Origin of the sequence: Ornithinicoccus hortensis, from assembly GCF_006716185.1 — a bacterium.
GTDB classification, from domain to species: domain Bacteria; phylum Actinomycetota; class Actinomycetes; order Actinomycetales; family Dermatophilaceae; genus Ornithinicoccus; species Ornithinicoccus hortensis.
Map to the genome: position 1 here is coordinate 1,204,814 of NZ_VFOP01000001.1, position 17,273 is coordinate 1,222,086.

General features: G+C 70.6%; 26 protein-coding genes. 21 read left to right on the forward strand and 5 right to left on the reverse strand.

What is annotated here, in order from left to right; translation table 11 throughout:
• The first annotated feature begins 13 nt into the window (after positions 1-13).
• From rpsH to truA, 17 genes are all read left to right on the forward strand, one after another.
• A complete protein-coding gene (rpsH, locus tag FB467_RS05600) occupies positions 14-412 on the forward strand; it encodes a 30S ribosomal protein S8 (protein WP_141784220.1) in 399 nt (132 codons plus the stop codon).
• 14 nt (positions 413-426) lie between these two features.
• Complete coding sequence (gene rplF, locus FB467_RS05605) at positions 427-966, forward strand: 50S ribosomal protein L6 (protein WP_141784221.1); 540 nt, start codon at positions 427-429, stop codon at positions 964-966.
• Positions 967-969: 3 nt separating this feature from the next.
• The gene (gene rplR, locus FB467_RS05610) at positions 970-1,344 is read left to right on the forward strand and encodes a 50S ribosomal protein L18 (RefSeq protein ID WP_141784222.1); all 375 of its coding nucleotides are present in this window, start codon (positions 970-972) and stop codon (positions 1,342-1,344) included.
• Positions 1,345-1,378: 34 nt separating this feature from the next.
• Positions 1,379-2,011, forward strand: coding sequence for a 30S ribosomal protein S5 (gene rpsE, locus FB467_RS05615; RefSeq protein ID WP_141784223.1), 633 nt, complete (start codon positions 1,379-1,381; stop codon positions 2,009-2,011).
• Positions 2,011-2,193: a 50S ribosomal protein L30 gene (gene rpmD, locus FB467_RS05620; RefSeq protein WP_141784224.1), complete on the forward strand. Its 183-nt coding sequence runs from the start codon at positions 2,011-2,013 to the stop codon at positions 2,191-2,193. The genes rpsE and rpmD overlap by 1 nt, the downstream gene beginning before the upstream one ends.
• Positions 2,194-2,195: 2 nt before the next feature.
• Entirely contained in the window at positions 2,196-2,684 is a 489-nt protein-coding gene (gene rplO, locus FB467_RS05625; RefSeq protein ID WP_141784225.1) for a 50S ribosomal protein L15, read from the forward strand.
• A gap of 167 nt (positions 2,685-2,851) precedes the next feature.
• Complete coding sequence (gene secY, locus FB467_RS05630) at positions 2,852-4,180, forward strand: preprotein translocase subunit SecY (protein ID WP_141784226.1); 1,329 nt, start codon at positions 2,852-2,854, stop codon at positions 4,178-4,180.
• The gene (locus FB467_RS05635; protein WP_141784227.1) at positions 4,180-4,761 is read left to right on the forward strand and encodes an adenylate kinase; all 582 of its coding nucleotides are present in this window, start codon (positions 4,180-4,182) and stop codon (positions 4,759-4,761) included. Before secY ends, FB467_RS05635 begins: the two co-directional genes overlap by 1 nt.
• Positions 4,762-4,782: 21 nt before the next feature.
• On the forward strand, positions 4,783-5,637 hold the full coding sequence (map, locus tag FB467_RS05640) for a type I methionyl aminopeptidase (RefSeq protein WP_141784228.1): 855 nt from the start codon (positions 4,783-4,785) through the stop codon (positions 5,635-5,637).
• Positions 5,638-5,820: 183 nt separating this feature from the next.
• Positions 5,821-6,042: a translation initiation factor IF-1 gene (infA, locus tag FB467_RS05645; RefSeq protein ID WP_134773969.1), complete on the forward strand. Its 222-nt coding sequence runs from the start codon at positions 5,821-5,823 to the stop codon at positions 6,040-6,042.
• A gap of 64 nt (positions 6,043-6,106) precedes the next feature.
• Positions 6,107-6,220 carry a 50S ribosomal protein L36 gene (rpmJ, locus tag FB467_RS05650; protein WP_006592630.1) on the forward strand — a complete coding sequence of 38 codons (114 nt, stop codon included), beginning with the start codon at positions 6,107-6,109 and terminating at the stop codon, positions 6,218-6,220.
• A gap of 190 nt (positions 6,221-6,410) precedes the next feature.
• Positions 6,411-6,788 carry a 30S ribosomal protein S13 gene (rpsM, locus tag FB467_RS05655; RefSeq protein ID WP_141784229.1) on the forward strand — a complete coding sequence of 126 codons (378 nt, stop codon included), beginning with the start codon at positions 6,411-6,413 and terminating at the stop codon, positions 6,786-6,788.
• Between the two features lie 87 nt (positions 6,789-6,875).
• The gene (gene rpsK / locus FB467_RS05660; protein WP_141784230.1) at positions 6,876-7,283 is read left to right on the forward strand and encodes a 30S ribosomal protein S11; all 408 of its coding nucleotides are present in this window, start codon (positions 6,876-6,878) and stop codon (positions 7,281-7,283) included.
• 27 nt (positions 7,284-7,310) lie between these two features.
• Positions 7,311-7,919: a 30S ribosomal protein S4 gene (rpsD, locus tag FB467_RS05665; protein ID WP_141784231.1), complete on the forward strand. Its 609-nt coding sequence runs from the start codon at positions 7,311-7,313 to the stop codon at positions 7,917-7,919.
• A 182-nt stretch (positions 7,920-8,101) separates the two neighbouring features.
• On the forward strand, positions 8,102-9,124 hold the full coding sequence (locus FB467_RS05670) for a DNA-directed RNA polymerase subunit alpha (RefSeq protein ID WP_141784232.1): 1,023 nt from the start codon (positions 8,102-8,104) through the stop codon (positions 9,122-9,124).
• A gap of 23 nt (positions 9,125-9,147) precedes the next feature.
• Complete coding sequence (gene rplQ / locus FB467_RS05675) at positions 9,148-9,960, forward strand: 50S ribosomal protein L17, sunset domain variant (RefSeq protein ID WP_141784233.1); 813 nt, start codon at positions 9,148-9,150, stop codon at positions 9,958-9,960.
• An 84-nt stretch (positions 9,961-10,044) separates the two neighbouring features.
• Positions 10,045-10,899, forward strand: a complete 855-nt coding sequence (truA, locus tag FB467_RS05680; protein ID WP_141784234.1) for a tRNA pseudouridine(38-40) synthase TruA — start codon at positions 10,045-10,047, stop codon at positions 10,897-10,899.
• On the opposite strand, the gene FB467_RS05685 is transcribed toward truA, so the two are convergent.
• The gene (locus FB467_RS05685) at positions 10,809-11,807 is read right to left on the reverse strand and encodes an EamA family transporter (RefSeq protein WP_141784235.1); all 999 of its coding nucleotides are present in this window, start codon (positions 11,805-11,807) and stop codon (positions 10,809-10,811) included. The genes truA and FB467_RS05685 overlap by 91 nt on opposite strands.
• 72 nt (positions 11,808-11,879) lie before the next feature.
• Between FB467_RS05685 and FB467_RS05690 the strand changes: the two genes are divergently transcribed.
• The 3 genes from FB467_RS05690 to FB467_RS05700 all read left to right on the forward strand — a co-directional run bounded on the left by FB467_RS05690 (position 11,880) and on the right by FB467_RS05700 (position 14,928).
• The gene (locus FB467_RS05690) at positions 11,880-12,800 is read left to right on the forward strand and encodes a LysR family transcriptional regulator (RefSeq protein WP_141784236.1); all 921 of its coding nucleotides are present in this window, start codon (positions 11,880-11,882) and stop codon (positions 12,798-12,800) included.
• Between the two features lie 4 nt (positions 12,801-12,804).
• Positions 12,805-13,128, forward strand: a complete 324-nt coding sequence (locus FB467_RS05695; RefSeq protein WP_141784237.1) for a TraR/DksA family transcriptional regulator — start codon at positions 12,805-12,807, stop codon at positions 13,126-13,128.
• A 99-nt stretch (positions 13,129-13,227) separates the two neighbouring features.
• Positions 13,228-14,928, forward strand: coding sequence for an ABC-F family ATP-binding cassette domain-containing protein (locus FB467_RS05700; protein ID WP_141784238.1), 1,701 nt, complete (start codon positions 13,228-13,230; stop codon positions 14,926-14,928).
• 19 nt (positions 14,929-14,947) lie between these two features.
• Here FB467_RS05700 and FB467_RS05705 read toward each other — a convergent pair whose 3' ends face one another.
• The 4 genes from FB467_RS05705 to FB467_RS05720 are packed head-to-tail and all read right to left on the reverse strand — an operon-like array spanning position 14,948 to position 16,616.
• On the reverse strand, positions 14,948-15,178 hold the full coding sequence (locus tag FB467_RS05705) for a hypothetical protein (RefSeq protein WP_141784239.1): 231 nt from the start codon (positions 15,176-15,178) through the stop codon (positions 14,948-14,950).
• 9 nt (positions 15,179-15,187) lie between these two features.
• Positions 15,188-15,757 (reverse strand): TIGR03086 family metal-binding protein, encoded by a 570-nt coding sequence (locus FB467_RS05710; RefSeq protein WP_141784240.1) that lies wholly within the window; start codon positions 15,755-15,757, stop codon positions 15,188-15,190.
• Positions 15,754-16,260, reverse strand: coding sequence for an SRPBCC domain-containing protein (locus FB467_RS05715; RefSeq protein ID WP_141784241.1), 507 nt, complete (start codon positions 16,258-16,260; stop codon positions 15,754-15,756). Before FB467_RS05715 ends, FB467_RS05710 begins: the two co-directional genes overlap by 4 nt.
• Complete coding sequence (locus tag FB467_RS05720) at positions 16,257-16,616, reverse strand: ArsR/SmtB family transcription factor (protein WP_141784242.1); 360 nt, start codon at positions 16,614-16,616, stop codon at positions 16,257-16,259. Before FB467_RS05720 ends, FB467_RS05715 begins: the two co-directional genes overlap by 4 nt.
• 224 nt (positions 16,617-16,840) lie before the next feature.
• Here FB467_RS05720 and FB467_RS05725 point away from each other — a divergent pair, with 224 nt between their 5' ends.
• Positions 16,841-17,272 carry an OsmC family peroxiredoxin gene (locus FB467_RS05725; protein WP_141784243.1) on the forward strand — a complete coding sequence of 144 codons (432 nt, stop codon included), beginning with the start codon at positions 16,841-16,843 and terminating at the stop codon, positions 17,270-17,272.
• The last annotated feature ends 1 nt before the right edge of the window (position 17,273 follow it).

Here is a 17,273-nt window from a genome sequence, read left to right on the forward strand (position 1 = left end):
GGCACGAAGCCCAATGACAATGACCGACCCGATCGCGGACATGCTGACCCGCATCCGGAACGCCAACTCGGCGCACAAGGATTCCGTCAGCATGCCGTTCTCCAAGTTGAAGTCCCACATCTGCGAGATCCTCCAGGCGGAGGGTTACATCGGCGGCTGGACCGTCGAGGACGCCGAGGTGGGCCAGACCCTGGTGATCGACCTCAAGTACGGCCCCAACCGGGAGCGCTCCATCGCCGGTGTGCGACGCGTCTCCAAGCCGGGCCTGCGGGTCTACGCCAAGTCCACCAACCTGCCGCGCGTGCTCGGCGGCCTGGGTGTGGCGATCCTGTCCACCTCCTCCGGCTTGTTGACCGACAAGCAGGCGGCCGAGAAGGGCGTGGGTGGGGAAGTCCTCGCCTACGTCTGGTGAGGGAGGAGTAACACATGTCTCGAATCGGACGACTTCCGGTCACCGTGCCCGGCGGCGTCGACGTGGCCATCGAGGGCCGCAACGTCACCGTCAAGGGCCCGAAGGGCCAGTTGCAGCACACGGTCGCCGAGCCGATCACGGTCGACAAGGCCGAGGACGGCTCCGTGGCGGTCTCCCGACCGGACGACGAGCGCGAGTCCCGCAGCCTGCACGGGCTGACCCGCAGCCTCATCGCCAACATGGTCGAGGGTGTCACCAACGGCTACACCAAGAAGCTGGAGATCCACGGCACCGGTTACCGCGTCGTGGCCAAGGGCTCGAACCTGGAGTTCGCGCTGGGCTACTCGCACCCGATCCTGGTCGAGGCCCCCGAGGGCATCTCCTTCCAGGTCGAGAACCCGACCCGGTTCTCCGTCTCCGGCATCGACAAGCAGCAGGTCGGTGAGGTGGCTGCGAACATCCGCAAGCTGCGCAAGCCCGACCCGTACAAGGGCAAGGGTGTGCGCTACGAGGGTGAGCACATCCGCCGCAAGGTCGGAAAGGCTGGTAAGTAAGCCATGGCAAAGATCACCAAGCGCCCCAAGGGCAAGATCGCCGCGCGCGGTCGTCGCCACCTGCGCCTGCGCAAGAAGGTCACCGGCACGGCTGCCCGTCCCCGCCTGGTCGTGAACCGCTCCTCGCGGCACGTCTTCGTCCAGGTCGTGGACGACTCCACCAGCAAGACGCTGGCCTCCGCCTCGACCATGGAGGCGGACCTGCGTCAGCTCGAGGGTGACAAGACCGCCAAGGCCAAGCGGGTCGGCGAGCTCGTCGCCGAGCGCGCCAAGGCCGCCGGCATCGAGGCCGTCGTCTTCGACCGGGGCGGCAACCGGTACGCCGGTCGCGTCGCCGCGATCGCCGACGGCGCCCGCGAGGGTGGGCTGTCCCTGTGAACCTGACCGACATCGCACAGAAGAGGAACGTCTGATGGCTGACTTCCAGCGTCGAGGGGCCGGCGACTCCAACGCCGACTCCGGTCGCGGCGGCCGAGACCGTCGTGACAACCGTGACCGCGACAACCGTCGCGGTGGCCGTGACGACGACCGCAACCAGTACCTGGAGCGCGTCGTCACCATCAACCGTGTCGCCAAGGTCGTCAAGGGTGGTCGTCGCTTCAGCTTCACCGCTCTCGTCGTCGTCGGCGACGGAGACGGCACCGTGGGTGTCGGCTACGGCAAGGCCAAGGAGGTGCCGGCCGCGATCTCCAAGGGTGTCGAGGAAGCCAAGAAGAACTTCTTCCGCGTGCCCCGGATCGCCGGCACCATCCCGCACCCGGTGCAGGGTGAGGCCGCTGCCGGTGTCGTCATGCTCCGTCCCGCCAGCCCCGGTACCGGTGTCATCGCCGGTGGCCCGGTCCGCGCGGTCCTGGAGTGCGCCGGCATCCAGGACGTGCTGAGCAAGTCGCTGGGCTCCGACAACGCCATCAACATCGTGCACGCCGCGGTGCAGGCGCTGAAGGAGCTGGAGACCCCGGAGGCCGTGGCCGCACGCCGCGGGCTCTCCCTCGAGCACGTCGCCCCGGCGGCCATGCTCAAGGCTCGTGCAGAGGCGGGTGCGTGATGGCGCAGCTCAAGGTGACCCAGATCAAGTCGGAGATCGGTGGCAAGCAGATGCACCGGGAGACGTTACGCTCCCTGGGCCTGAAGCGCATCGGTCAGACCGTCATCAAGGAGGACCGCCCCGAGTTCCGGGGGATGGTCCGCTCGGTTCGCCACCTGGTGACCGTTGAGGAGGTTGACTGACCATGGCTGACACCACGGCCAAGACCGAGGGGCGGGCGGGAAGCTCCGCGCTGAAGGTCCACCACCTGCGTCCGGCCCCCGGCGCCAAGACCGCGAAGACCCGTGTCGGTCGCGGTGAGGCGTCCAAGGGCAAGACCGCGGGTCGCGGCACCAAGGGCACCAAGGCCCGCTACCAGGTGCCGGCCCGCTTCGAGGGTGGGCAGACCCCGCTGCACATGCGGCTGCCCAAGCTGCGCGGGTTCAAGAACCGGTTCAAGGTGAGCTACCAGGTCGTGAACCTGGACAAGATCGCCCAGCTGTACCCGGAGGGTGGCGAGGTGACCGTCGAGTCGCTCGTCGCCAAGGGCGCGGTCCGCAAGGGCCAGCCGGTCAAGGTCCTCGGCGAGGGCGAGATCGCCGTCGCCGTCACCGTGACCGCGGACAAGTTCTCCGCCTCCGCCCAGGAGAAGATCCAGGCGGCCGGCGGCTCGATCACCGCCACCGGGGTCTGACCCCGACACCACTTGGTATGCCGACGCCCCGGAACGCCTTCCCGCGTCCGGGGCGTCGGCATACCACCGGGATTTCCCCCCGGCCGACCGCCAGAACCCTGACGAGTGTTATCGTCAGCCGGTTCGCTGCCTGACCCGCGACGCGGGGCACCCCAGGAGGATCCGCTGTGCTTTCCGCCTTTGTGCGGGCGTTCAAGACGCCTGATCTTCGCAAGAAGATCCTGTTCACCCTAGGCATCCTTGCGGTGTTCCGGCTGGGCTCCACCATCCCCTCCCCGGGGATCGACTACGGGCTGGTGCAGCAGTGCGCCAACCTGGCCCAGCAGACCAACTCGGTCCTCGGCCTGGCCAACCTGTTCAGTGGTGGCGCGCTCCTGCAGCTGTCGATCTTCGCGCTCGGCGTGATGCCCTACATCACCGCGGCGATCATCGTGCAGCTGCTCACCGTGGTCATCCCGAAGTTCGAGGAGCTGAAGAAGGAGGGCTCCGCGGGCCAGACCAAGATGACGCAGTACACCCGATACCTGACCATCGGTCTGGCGGTCCTGCAGTCCTCCACGCTGGTCACCTTCGCGCGCAACCCCTCCTCGCTGTTCGGCCCGACCTGTTCCACCGTGATGCCCGACGACGGCGTCGTGGTGATCCTGCTGATGGTGCTGACCATGACGGCGGGCACCGGCCTGATCATGTGGCTGGGTGAGCAGATCACCGAGCACGGGGTCGGCAACGGCATGTCGCTGCTGATCTTCACCGCCATCGCGGCCGGCTTCCCCGGCTCGCTGGCGGTCATCCAGCAGCGCTCCTGGAGCACCTTCGCGCTGGTGATGGTGATGGGTCTGTGCATCATGGCCCTGGTCGTCTTCGTGGAGCAGTGCCAGCGGCGCGTCCCGGTGCAGTACGCCAAGCGGATGATCGGTCGGCGCCAGTACGGCGGCACCTCCACCTACATCCCGCTCAAGCTGAACATGGCGAACGTGATCCCGATCATCTTCGCCAGCTCGATCCTGATGCTGCCCACCCTGATCGCGCAGTTCAACACCCCGTCGGACCCGACGCAGGCACCGCCCGGCTGGGTCACCGCGATCAACACCTATTTCGGCATGGGGATCGCCGGGCAGGACACGCACTGGGTCTACATGGCGCTCTACGTGACCCTGATCATCTTCTTCACCTTCTTCTACGTCGGCGTGACCTTCAACCCGGTCGACGTCGCCGACAACATGAAGAAGTACGGCGGCTTCATCCCGGGCATCCGGGCCGGCCGACCCACCGCCGAGTACCTGCAGTACGTCATCAACCGGATCACCACCCCCGGTGCGATCTACCTGGCCGCGCTGTCGCTGATCCCGTTGATCGCGTTCAACATCCTCGGCACCAGCCAGGACTTCCCCTTCGGTGGCGCCTCGATCCTGATTATCGTGGGTGTCGGGTTGCAGACGGTGAAGCAGATCGAGTCCCAGCTCCAGCAGCACGACTATGAAGGGTTCCTCCGCTGATGCGCATGATCATCCTCGGCCCCCCCGGGGCCGGTAAGGGCACCCAGGCCGCACTCATCGCCGAGAACCGGGGCATCCCGGCCATCTCGACCGGAGACATCTTCCGCGCCAACATCCAGGGCGAGACCGAGCTCGGCCTGCAGGTGAAGGAGATCCTGGCCTCCGGCGGGTACGTCCCCGACGAGGTCACCAACGCCATCGTCCGGGACCGGCTGGCCCAGGCGGATGCCGCGAGTGGCTTCCTGCTGGACGGCTACCCGCGCACCCCCGGGCAGGTCGAGGCGCTGGACGAGATGCTCGCCGAGCAGGGCCACTCCCTGGACCTGGTGCTGGAGCTCACGGTGGACACCGACGAGGTCGTCGGGCGCCTGTTGCAGCGCGCCCAGGAGCAGGGGCGTGCGGACGACACCGAGGAGGTCATCCGCAAGCGGATGGACATCTACGCCGAGGAGACCGCGCCGCTGGCCGCGATCTACTCCGAGCGCAACCTGGTCAAGCAGGTCGACGGCATGGGCAGCGTCGACGAGGTCACCGCACGGATCACCACGTTGCTGGACCAGGCCGGCACCGCCCCCGCCTGAGCCGGCACCCGGCATACCCGCATGTCGTTCCTGCGCAGACCCAAGATCCAGGCGAAGACCCGCGACCAGCTGCTGCTGATGCGTCGGGCCGGTCTCGTCGTCGGGCAGACCCTCGAGCTGGCCCGCGAGGCCGCCGTCGCGGGCACCACCACCGGTGAGCTCGACCGGATGGCCGAGGCCCACATCCGCGGGCGGGGCGCCGTCCCGTCGTTCAAGGGCTACCACGGGTTCCCCGGTTCGCTGTGCATCAGCGTCAACGAGGAGGTCGTGCACGGCATCCCGGGGGAGCGGGTGCTCCGCGACGGGGACCTGGTGTCCATCGACTGCGGGGCCATCGTCGAGGGCTGGCACGGCGACGCCGCCCTGTCCCTCGTCGTGGGCGGCCGGGAGGCCGCGCGCCCCGAGGACCTGGCGCTGATGGACGACACCGAGGCCGCGATGTGGGCCGGGATCGCGGCGCTTTCGGTGGGCGGGCGGTTGTATGCCGTGGGGGAGGCGGTCGAACGGTCCGCCCTGGCGGCCCGGGACGCGCGCGCCGCGGAGGGGCAGGACCTGACCTACGGCGTCGTCGAGGACTACGTGGGCCACGGCATCGGGCGGGAGATGCACATGGAGCCCCAGGTGCCCAACTACGCGGTCGACGCCAAGGGCCCCACCGTCCCTGACGGGGCCACCCTGGCGATCGAGCCGATGATCACCCTGGGCACCATCGAGACCCGCACGCTCGAGGACGACTGGACGGTCGTCACCACCGACGGCTCCCGGGCCAGCCACTGGGAGCACACGGTCGCGGTCACCGCCGCCGGCCTGTGGGTGCTCACCGCCCTGGACGGCGGGGCCGAACATCTGAGCACCGCCTTCGCCCCGGTGTCCTAGCGACGCTGCTGCGCCGGCCGATTCGCTCCGGGCTGGTGCTTTCGCGTAGACTGTCGTGTCGGTCCCGGTGTGGGCTCCCTCAGGGACGCCCGGCGCTGGGCCGCAGAAGTGCAATCAACCTTGCAGAGTGTCGTGGGTCGGGCATGACCCGGACCGCGCGCCCTGCTCAGAAATGCGGAGGACATGGCGAAGAAGGACGGCGTCATCGAGATCGAGGGCACCATTGTGGAGGCCCTCCCGAACGCGAACTTCCGGGTCGAGCTGACCAACGGTCACGTTGTGCTGGCTCACATCTCGGGCAAGATGCGTCAGCACTACATCCGGATCCTCCCCGAGGACCGGGTCGTCGTGGAACTCAGCCCGTACGACCTGACTCGCGGCCGGATCGTCTTCCGCTACCGCTGAGCCCCCGGGCCCAGCACAGCACCACCACCCATCCACCCACAGATCGAAAGACGGCAACCAGAACATGAAGGTTCAGCCGAGCGTCAAGAAGATCTGTGACAAGTGCAAGGTGATCCGCCGCAACGGCCGGGTCATGGTGATCTGCGAGAACCTGCGCCACAAGCAGCGCCAGGGCTGAGCAGCAGCACCACCGAGCACGAGTCACGGACTCGAGCGCACGACATACCAGAACACGCAGCACCCGACCCCCGACATGCGGGACGTCACCCTCGGACGCGTTGGCCGAGGACCGCGGGCGAGAGCCCACCACGAAGATGCGGACCGGTGTTGCACCAGACCATCGCGAGACTCACAGGAGCACAAGCCACATGGCACGACTCATCGGAGTCGACCTGCCGCGCGAGAAGCGCGTCGAGGTCGCCCTGACCTACATCTTCGGCGTGGGACGCACCCGCGCCGAGCAGACGCTGGCGGCCACGGGTGTTGACCCGTCCACCCGCGTCAAGGACCTGACCGACGAGCAGCTGGTGCAGCTGCGCGACCACCTCGAGGCCAACTTCCGGCTCGAGGGTGACCTGCGCCGTGAGGTCGCAGCCGACATCCGCCGCAAGGTCGAGATCGGCAGCTACCAGGGCCTGCGGCACCGCCGCGGGCTCCCGGTGCACGGCCAGCGCACCAAGACCAACGCACGCACCCGCAAGGGCCCGAAGCGCACCGTGGCCGGCAAGAAGAAGGCCACGCGCTGATCCCTCGGTCGAGGCACCGCCGCGACCGTCCCGCTGGGGCCCCGGCCCCGGACCCAGACTTCACTCGTCAGTTTCAGGAGTACATGAATGCCCCCCAAGAGCCGTAGCACGGCCGGCGCCCGCAAGGTGCGCCGCAAGGAGAAGAAGAACGTTGCCTTCGGGCAGGCTCACATCAAGAGCACGTTCAGCAACACCATCGTCACGATCACGGACCCGACCGGTGCGGTGATCGCGTGGGCCTCGTCCGGCCAGGTCGGATTCAAGGGCTCGCGCAAGTCCACCCCGTATGCCGCGCAGATGGCCGCCGAGGCCGCCGCCCGCCGCGCGATGGACCACGGCATGCGCAAGGTCGACGTCTTCGTCAAGGGCCCGGGCTCGGGCCGCGAGACCGCCATCCGTTCGCTCACCGCCGCCGGCCTCGAGGTCGGTGCGATCAGCGACGTCACCCCCCAGGCGCACAACGGCGTTCGTCCGCCGAAGAAGCGTCGGGTCTGAGACCGGAAGGGAAGGTAAAGGAGAATCATGGCCCGTTACACCGGACCCATCACCAAGAAGTCCCGCCGGCTCAAGGTCGACCTGGTCGGAGGCGACAAGAACTTCGACCTGCGTCCGTTCCCCCCGGGGCAGCACGGCCGTCGCCGCACCCAGGAGAAGGAGTACCTGACCCAGCTGCAGGAGAAGCAGAAGGCCCGCTTCACCTATGGCGTGATGGAGAAGCAGTTCCGTCGCTACTACGCCGAGGCGGCCCGCCGCCCGGGTCGTACCGGTGCGAACCTGCTCACCATCCTGGAGTCCCGCCTGGACAACGTCATCTACCGCGCCGGCCTGGCCCGCACCCGCCGCGCCGCCCGCCAGCTGGTGACCCACGGTCACTTCCTGGTCAACGGCCAGCGCGTCGACGTGCCGTCCTACCGGGTCGAGCAGTACGACATCATCGAGGTCCGTCCGAAGTCGGCCGAGAAGCTGCCGATCGAGCTGGCCCGCCAGACCTTCGGTGACCGTCCGGTCCCGGCCTGGATGAAGGTCGTGCCCGGCACGCTGCAGATCCTGATCCACCAGCTGCCCACCCGTGAGCAGATCGACACGATCCTCACCGAGCAGCTGATCGTGGAGCTCTACTCCAAGAACTAACCCGGTCGGGGGGCTGTGCCCCCCGCACCCCCGGACGGCCAGGTGCCCGCTTCGCTCGGGCGCCTGGCTGTTCCGGGCCCGTCACACACATCGCCTACGGACAGAGGTATGCGGTGTGGCCGGCCTGGCCGGCACCCTCACCGGGCGTCAAATAGCGGTCGCCCGATGGAAAGGAATCAACCGTGCTGATTGCACAGCGCCCCACCCTGTCCGAGGAGGTCGTCTCCGAGGCCCGTTCCCGGTTCGCCATCGAGCCCCTGGAGCCCGGCTTCGGCTACACCCTCGGCAACTCCCTGCGCCGGACCCTGCTGTCCAGCATCCCCGGTGCCTCGATCACCAGCATCCGCATCGACGGTGTGCTGCACGAGTTCTCCACGATCCCCGGGGTCAAGGAGGATGTCACCGAGATCATCCTGAACCTGAAGAACCTCGTCGTCTCCTCCGAGCACGACGAGCCCGTCGTGATGTACCTGCGCAAGCAGGGCGCCGGCGCGGTCACCGCCGCCGACATCGCCCCGCCCGCCGGGGTCGAGGTGCACAACCCCGACCTGCACATCGCCACGCTGAACGACAGCGGCAAGATCGAGATGGAGATGACCGTCGAGCGCGGTCGTGGCTACGTCTCCGCCCAGCAGAACAAGTCCGGTGACCTGGAGATCGGCCGCATCCCGGTCGACTCCATCTACTCCCCGGTGCTGGCCGTGACCTACAAGGTCGAGGCCACCCGCGTGGAGCAGCGCACCGACTTCGACAAGCTGATCGTGGACGTCGAGACCAAGAACTCGATGGCTCCCCGGGACGCGATGGCCTCCGCCGGCAAGACCCTGGTGGAGCTGTTCGGCCTGGCCCGCGAGCTCAACGTCGAGGCCGAGGGCATCGAGATCGGCCCGTCGCCGACCGACGCCGCGCTGGCCTCCGACCTGGCGCTGCCGATCGAGGACCTGGACCTGACCGTCCGGTCCTACAACTGCCTCAAGCGCGAGGGCATCCACACCGTGGGTGAGCTCGTCGGACGCAGCGAGGCCGACCTGCTGGACATCCGCAACTTCGGGGCCAAGTCGATCGACGAGGTCAAGGAGAAGCTGGCCGAGATGAGCCTCGCCCTCAAGGACAGCCCGCCCGGGTTCGACCCGAGCACCGCGGACTACACCGAGGGTCCGGACGACGAGGCCGACGCCGGCTTCGCCGAGGACGAGCAGTACTGACCTTTCGCTAGGAGATAACGAAGATGCCTACCCCGAAGAAGGGCCCGCGCCTCGGTGGCGGTCCGGCGCACGAGCGCCTGATCCTGTCCAACCTCGCCACCGCCCTGTTCGAGCACGACCAGATCACCACCACGGCGGCCAAGGCCAAGCGGCTGCGCCCGCTGGCCGAGCGCCTGGTGACCTTCGCCAAGCGCGGCGACCTGCACAACCGCCGCAAGGTGCTGGCCATCGTCCGCGACAAGGGCGTCGTCCACCGGCTCTTCACCGAGATCGCGCCGGACATGGCCGAGCGGCAGGGTGGTTACACCCGGATCACCAAGATCGCGCCGCGCAAGGGCGACAACGCCCCGATGGCCGTGATCGAGCTGGTCCGCGAGCCGGTCGCCAAGAAGGCCGTCGTCACGCAGGCCGAGGGCGCCACCAAGCGCGCCGCCAAGGACCAGGCCGCCGCGGAGGCGGAGGTCGACACGACCACCACCGACGTCGCGCCGCTGGCCGGCGAGGGTGAACTGGCCGAGGTCAACGAGACCGCGACCGAGGACACCACCGAGGCCGCGAACACCGCGAAGACCGACGACGCCGCCGACGGTGGCTTCGGCCCGGACTCCGCCCCCGTGACCGAGGATGGCTCGGCCCCCGAGGGCTTCACCGTCAAGGGCAACAAGGACTCGATGAAGTACCACGTCGAGGGTTCGCAGTGGTACGACGCCACGGTCGCCGAGGTGTGGTTCCGCACCGCCGAGGCCGCCGAGGCCGCCGGCTTCGAGCCCGCGGGCGGCGCTGCCGCCCAGGGTGCCGACACCGGTGCCGAGCTGGGCAAGGGCGAGGACGCCTGACCGGCTGACAGCTACGGCGTGAGGGCCGCGATCCCGACGAGGGGTCGCGGCCCTCACGCTGCTCGGTCGCGGTAGCGTCGGGGCGTGCGCATCCGGATCGACCTGGCCTACGACGGCACCGCCTTCTCCGGCTGGGCCCGGCAGCCCGGGCTGCGCACGGTCGAGGAGGAGCTGGCCACGGCGCTGGGGACGGTCCTGCGCACCGAGCCGCCGCGCCTGACCGTGGGGGGCCGCACCGACGCTGGGGTGCACGCCCGGGGTTCGGTCGCCCACGCCGACCTGGACCCCGTCGCCTGGGCGGCGTTGCCCGGCCGCTCCGACCGACCCCCGGCGCAGGCCGCGGTGACCCGGCTGGCCGGCGTGCTCCCGCCCGACGTGGTGGTGCGAGCCGTCCGGGAGGTGCCGGACGCCTTCGACGCCCGGTTCTCCGCGGTCCGGCGGCGCTACACCTACCGGATCTGCGACGACCCGCCCCGGCTGGATCCGCTGCGCCGGCACGACACGGTCCGGCATAAGCGCCCGCTCGACGTGGCCGCGATGGACGAGGCGGCCCGCGCGCTGACCGGGCTGCACGACTTCGCGGCTTTCTGCAAGCCGCGGGAGGGCGCCACCACCATCCGCACCCTGCTCACCTACGGCTGGGCCCGGGATCCCGACGGCACGCTCGTCGGAACCGTGGTGGCGGACGCCTTCTGCCACTCCATGGTGCGCGCGCTCGTCGGCTCCGTGGTCCCGGTGGGGGAGGGCCGGTATGCCGTGGGCTGGCCGGTCGAGGTCCGCGACGCCGGGCGGCGGGACCCGCGGGTCACCGTCATGCCGGCCCACGGGCTGTGCCTGGAGGAGATCAGTTATCCGCCGGACGACCGGCTGGGCGAGCGTGCGGCCCAGGCCCGCGCGCGACGGACCCCGGACGGAGGATCACTCAGGGGGCCGGCGTGAGCGCCCCCCGGTGGGGCGCCCACGGCCGCCGGTGGCCGCCGGCGGCGCAGCCGGACCGACCCGAGCAGCACCCCGGTGATCACGACCAGCCCCCCGAGCAGTTCGACCGGGCTGACGGTCTCCCCGAGGAACACCCAGGCCGAGAGCATCCCGGCGACCGGCACCAGCAGCGAGTAGGGCGCGACGACCCCCGCCGGGTGGCGGGTCATCAGCCAGGTCCAGACGCCGCTGCCGGCGACCGTGCCGATGAGCACCGTGTAGGCCAGCCCGAGCAGGGCCGGGAACGCGTCGGGGGTGAACGCGGTCGACACCGAGTCCCAGATCCGGTCCGGCCCCTCCACGACCCAGGACACGGCGAACATCGGTAGCGGCGGGACGACCGACATCCACATGGTCAGGTGCAGCGGGCTCTGCGGCCGTGCCTGCCGGTTGCAGATGTTGCCGATCGCCCAGCCGAACGCGCCGGCCAGGGTGAGCAGGAAGGGCAGGACCGCGGCGACCTGGGCCCGGTGGGAGCCCACGATCGCCAGGCCCCCGACCGCGATGAGGATGCCGACCACCTGCGTGGCGGAGATCCGTTCGCGCAGGAAGGTCGCGCCCAGCAGCACGGTGAACGGCGCGGAGGCCTGCAGCACGAGCGAGGCCAGCCCGACCGGCATCCCCGCGGCCATCCCCCAGTAGAGGAAGAGGAACTGGAGGGTGCCGAAGCCGATGCCGTAGCCGACCAGCCAGCGCACCGGGACCCGCGGCCAGGGCACGAACAGCACGGCCGGGACGGCGAGCAGCAGGAACCGCAGCGCCACCAGCAGGAACGGGGGGAAGTGCTGCAGGGAGGCGTGGATGGCGGTGAAGTTGACGCCCCACATCAGGGCGACGGAGACGGCGAGCAGGCGGTGGCGGACGGGCACGGACCCAGCCTCACCCCGGCATACCGTTCAGCACAAGCGAAATGTTGTTGATGGGATCTGTAGGCTGCCTACATGGATGTCCGGCACCTGGACCTGCTCCGTGAGCTCGCCGAGCGCGGGAGCGTCACGGCGGTCGCCCGGGCCACGCACCGCACGCCGTCCGCCGTGTCCCAGCAGCTGCAGACGGCGCAGCGGGAACTGGGAGCCCGCCTGGTCGAACCGGCCGGGCGCGGGGTGCGGCTGACCGAGGCGGGTGAGCTGCTCGCCCGGCGGGCCGTCGACGTGGCCACGGTGCTCGCCGACGTCCGCGCCGAGTGGGACGCCTACCTCGACGACCCGAGCGGCACGGTCTCGGTGATGGCGCTGCCCAGCGCCGGGGAGTTCCTGCTCCCGGGGGCGCTGGTCCGCCTGGAGGGCTCGGGCATCCGGGTGCGGTGCCACGACGCCGACGTGGCGGAGGCGGACTGGGCCGCGATGACCAACGACCACGACATCGTGATCGGGCACTCGCTGCGCGGGCACCGGCCGCTCGGGACGGTGGAACTGCTCGTCACCCCGATCGTGCGCGAGCCGCTGGACATCGCGCTCCCGGCGCACCACCCACTCGCCGTCAACCGGGCCGTTCGGCCCTCCGACCTGCTGACCGAGCGCTGGATCGGGGTGCCGGTCGGGTTCCCCTTCGACACGGTGCGGGAAGCCGTCGAGGAGAGCATCGGGGCGCCGCTGCAGGTGCACCAGCGGGTCCGGGACAACCGGTTGGTCGAGGCCCTGGTGGCCGCGGGTCAGGGCGTCGCAGTGCTGCCCCGGTTCACCACGCGACCCCGGGAGGACGTCGTGCTGCGCCCGCTGGCAGGCATCGACACCGGCCGGTACATCGTGGCGATCCAGCGGCCCGACCGGGCGCGGAGGCTCGCCGTCCGTCGCACCATGGAGGAGATCGGGCAGGTAGCGGAGGGGCTGCGCGGCGCGGCGGGGACCTCCCTGGCAGAGTAGGCCGATGGGCACCCAGGAGATCCGCGAGCAGCTCGAGGCCAAGGAGGCCGACCTGCTCGCGCAGATGGAGCAGCTGACCCGGCCGCAGCAGGACCAGGGCAGCATCAGCTTCGGCAAACGGGTCGGCGAGGGGACCTCGATGGCCGTCGACCGGCTCAGCGCGGTCACCGCCCACGACACGCTCGCGGGCAACCTGGACCAGGTGCGCAGGGCGCTGGCCAAGCTGGCCGACGGCAGCTACGGGCGGTGCGACGTCTGCGACGAGGAGATCGGGGAGGCCCGGCTGGAGGCCCGCCCCTGGGCGAGCCGCTGCCTGCGGCACTCCTGAGACGCGTCCCCACCGCGCCCCGCCCCGGGGCCGGATAACCCTTTCGCCGGGCCTCCGGCCGCGTGGCACACTGACCGCGAATCGCGTGGAGGTGAGTCGGTGGGACACCTGGAGATCAACGGTGTCGGCTTCGTGCTGCCCGACGGGCGGCCGTTGCTCGACGGGGTGTCGCTGCGGGTCGGCGAGGGTGCCCGCGTGGCGCTGGTCGGGCCGAACGGGACCGGCAAGACCACGTTGCTGCGGATCGTCTCCGGCGACCTGGCCCCGCACGAGGGCTCCTTCGGTCGCAGCGGGGGACTCGGGGTGATGCGCCAGTTCATCGGGACCATGGGGCGCGACGAGGAGGCCACCGAGCAGCCCACCGTCCGCGACCTGCTGGTCTCGGTCGCGCCGCCGGACCTGCGGGCGGTGGCGCAGCGGTTGGACGCTGCCGAGCTGGCGGTCATGGAGGTCGACGACGAGCCGGCCCAGCTGGCCTACGCGCAGGCCCTGTCGGACTGGGCGGACGTGGGCGGTTACGACTACGAGACCCTCTGGGACGTGTGCACCGTCTCGGCGCTGGGGGTGCCCTTCGAGAAGGCCCAGTGGCGCAGCACGGCGACCCTGTCCGGCGGCGAGCAGAAGCGGTTGGCCCTCGAGGCGCTGCTGCGCGGCCCGGACGAGGTGCTGCTGCTGGACGAGCCGGACAACTACCTGGACGTCCCGGCCAAGCGCTGGCTCGAGGAGCAGTTGCGGGCCTCGGGCAAGACGGTGCTGCTGGTCAGCCACGACCGGGAGCTGCTCGCCCGGGTCGCCACCCGGGTGGCGACGCTGGAGCCGGGGGCCGCCGGCAGCAGCCTGTGGGTCCACCCGGCGGGGTTCGCGACCTGGCACGAGGCCCGGCAGGAGCGCAACTCCCGGCTGGAGGAGCTGCGGCGCCGGTGGGACGAGGACCATGCGCGGCTGCGCGCCCAGATGCTGATGTACAAGCAGAAGGCGGCCTACAACTCCGACATGGCCGCCCGCTACCAGGCCGCCGCGACCCGGCTGCGCAAGTTCGAGGAGGCGGGCCCGCCGGAGGTGGTCGCGCGCGAGCAGAACGTGCGGATGCGGCTGCAGGGGGGTCGCACCGCCAAGCGGGCGGTGATCGCCGAGGGGTTGGAGCTCACCGGGCTGATGGAGCCGTTCGACCTCGAGGTGTGGTTCGGCGAGCGGGTGGCCGTCCTCGGCAGCAACGGGTCCGGCAAGTCGCACTTCCTGCGGTTGCTCGCAGCGGGCGGCAGCGACCCCGAGCCCGAGCACCGGCCGGTGGGTGACGTGGTGCCGGCCCCCGTGGCGCACCGCGGGGTCGCCCGGCTCGGGTCCAGGGTGCGTCCCGGCTGGTTCGCCCAGACCCACGACCACCCGGCGTTGGTCGGGCGCACGCTGCTCGACATCCTGCACCGGGGCGACGAGCACCGCCGGGGCCGCCCCCGGGACGAGGCGGCCCGCGTGCTCGACCGGTACGAGCTGGCCCGGGCGGGGGAGCAGACCTTCGACTCGCTCTCCGGCGGGCAACAGGCCAGGTTCCAGATCCTGCTCCTGGAGCTGTCCGGCGCGACCCTGTTGTTGCTCGACGAACCGACCGACAACCTGGACCTCCACTCGGCCGAGGCGCTGGAGGAGGGGCTGGCGGCCTTCGAGGGGACGGTCCTCGCCGTCACCCACGACCGCTGGTTCGCCCGCGGGTTCGACCGGTTCCTGGTGTTCGGCGCCGACGGGGTGGTGCGCGAGTGCCCGGAACCGGTCTGGGACGAGGCACGGGTCGCCCGGGCCCGCTGAGCCGGCCGGGGCGGGGTCCTCAGGGGCGGTCGGGCCGGTCGCGCAGGTCGGTGACCCGTTCCCCGGTGGGGTCGGAGGCGTGCGGGCGGCGCGGCCCCCCGAGGTCGAGCATCACCTGCACGGTCGTGCCCAGGACCTCACCGACGGTCAGCCGCCCGCTGCGGATGTCCCTGATGACGGTGGCCACGACCCTGCGCGGCGACAGGTGACGCTGCACCGTCCGGGCGTCGCGCCACGTCTTGCGGATCACCGGATCATGCTAGCGCCGCCACGCCGGGTCCCGGCCGATGAATCCGATCAGTCGGGTCTGCACGTCGGCGTCCGGCGGCACCAGCACCGCGGGGCCGTACTGCCCACTGCCCCGCAGCAACTCCTCCATCTCCTGCATGCCGCCGAGCAACTGCCCGGCGAAGTCGGGGTCCAGCGCCTCGTCCTGGCCCGTGGCGCGGGCCAGGTCCCAGGTGTGCATGAATACGTCGGCGGTGTAGAAGGCGCTCAGCGTCTGGCCCAGCGGCTGCTCCGGGACGTGCGGGTGCACGAACGGCGAGGCCGCGGTCGCTGCGTCCTCCAGCAGGGCCTGCACGCCGTCGGCCTGTACCTGCCAGGCGGCGACCGGATCGTCCTGCACGGACGGGCCGGGGGTGAGGGAGTGCGCGCTGCCGCCGGCCAGGAAGCCGGGCAGCCAGCCCACCAGGTGGCCGACCACGTCGCGGGCGGTCCATCCCGCCACCGGGGTCGGGACGTCCCAGTCCCGGACGCCGTGGACGCGGTCGGTGAACGTGCCGGCGACCTGGAGGTGCAGCTCGGCCGGGTCGGTCGGGAGGGTCACCGGGCACCCGCCTCGCCGGCGAGCATCCGGTCCAGCTTGGCGTAGCCCTCCCGGACCCCCACGTCCATCCCGGAGGACAGCATGCCGTCCCTGCCCTCGAAGGAGTCGCACAGCGACTGGCTGCGCAGCCGGGTCCACCCGTCGCCCAGGTCCTCGAAGGTCAGTGTCTCCAGGGCGATCGCCTCGGGCATCCCCTCGTAGGTGAAGGTCTGCACGATCCGGTGCTCGCCCACCTCGGGGAACGTCCCCCGGAAGGCGTACTCCTCGTCCCCGAGGTGGCTCAGGTAGCGGTAGGACCCGAGGGTGCGGCAGTCCCAGTGGTCGATCGTCGTCGTGGTCGAGTCCGGGCCGACCCACCGGGCGAACAGGTCCGGGTCGGTGTGTGCCCGCAGCACCTGCTCCGGGGTGGCCCGGAAGTCGCGGACGATGTGGATCATCGGGACGTCCGGGTCCGCCTCGATGGCGGCCTCGGCATACCGGGGGGTGCGGTCGGTGGTGGTCATGATGCGCTGCCTTCTCTCGTGCTGGATGGGTGGGAGTCCTGCAGGTCGGCCAGGACCGAGTCCAGCCGGCGGTAGCGGGCCTCGGCCTGCGCCCGGTAGCGCTCGATCCACCGGGTCATCAGGTCGAACACCTCGGCCTCCAGGTGGACGGGGCGCCGCTGGGCGTCCCGGGACCTGGTCACCAGGCCGGCGTCCTCGAGCACCTTCACGTGCTTGGACACCGCCTGCAGGGAGACGTCGTAGGGCTCGGCGAGGTCGCCGACGGTCGCGTCGTCCCGGCAGAGCCGGGCGACGATGTCCCGCCGCGTCGGGTCCGCCAGGGCCGCGAACGCCCGGGAGAGCTGGTCCTCGTCCATTGCTGAACCTTTCTCAACCGATTGGTTGAATAAACGTACGCCGGGCGACCAGCCGTTGTCAACCATTGAGTTGAATAGCGTATGGCGGTGGTCCGACCGTCACCCGGACACCCGCCGTTCACCAGGAGGGACTACCGTGCAAGCGACAGGGCCGTCGCGGCCGCGGTGGCCCACCACGGTGTCCGGGGACCGTTCCCGGTGCCAGGACGAGAAGGAGTGCCCCCATGCCCAACCCCGTTGTCAGCAAGGCCAGCACCGTCTGGAACGGCGACCTGTTCACCGGCAAGGGATCGACCTCCCTGGACAGCTCCGGCGCCGCGTCGTTCGACGTGGAGTGGAACGCCCGGGCCGAGGGCTCGGACCGCACGACCACCCCCGAGGAGCTGCTCGCCGCCGCCCACGCCACCTGCTACTCGATGGCGCTGTCCAACGAGCTGAAGAAGAACGACACCCCGCCGACCCAGCTGAACACCACGGCGGAGGTGACCTTCGTCGCCGGCACCGGGATCACCGGGATCCACCTGACGGTGGACGCCCAGGTCGAGGGGATCGACGCGGACGGCTTCGCGACCATCGCCGAGGGCGCCAAGACCGGGTGCCCCGTCAGCCAGGCGCTCGCCGCCACCGAGATCACCCTCACCGCGAACCTGGCCTGAG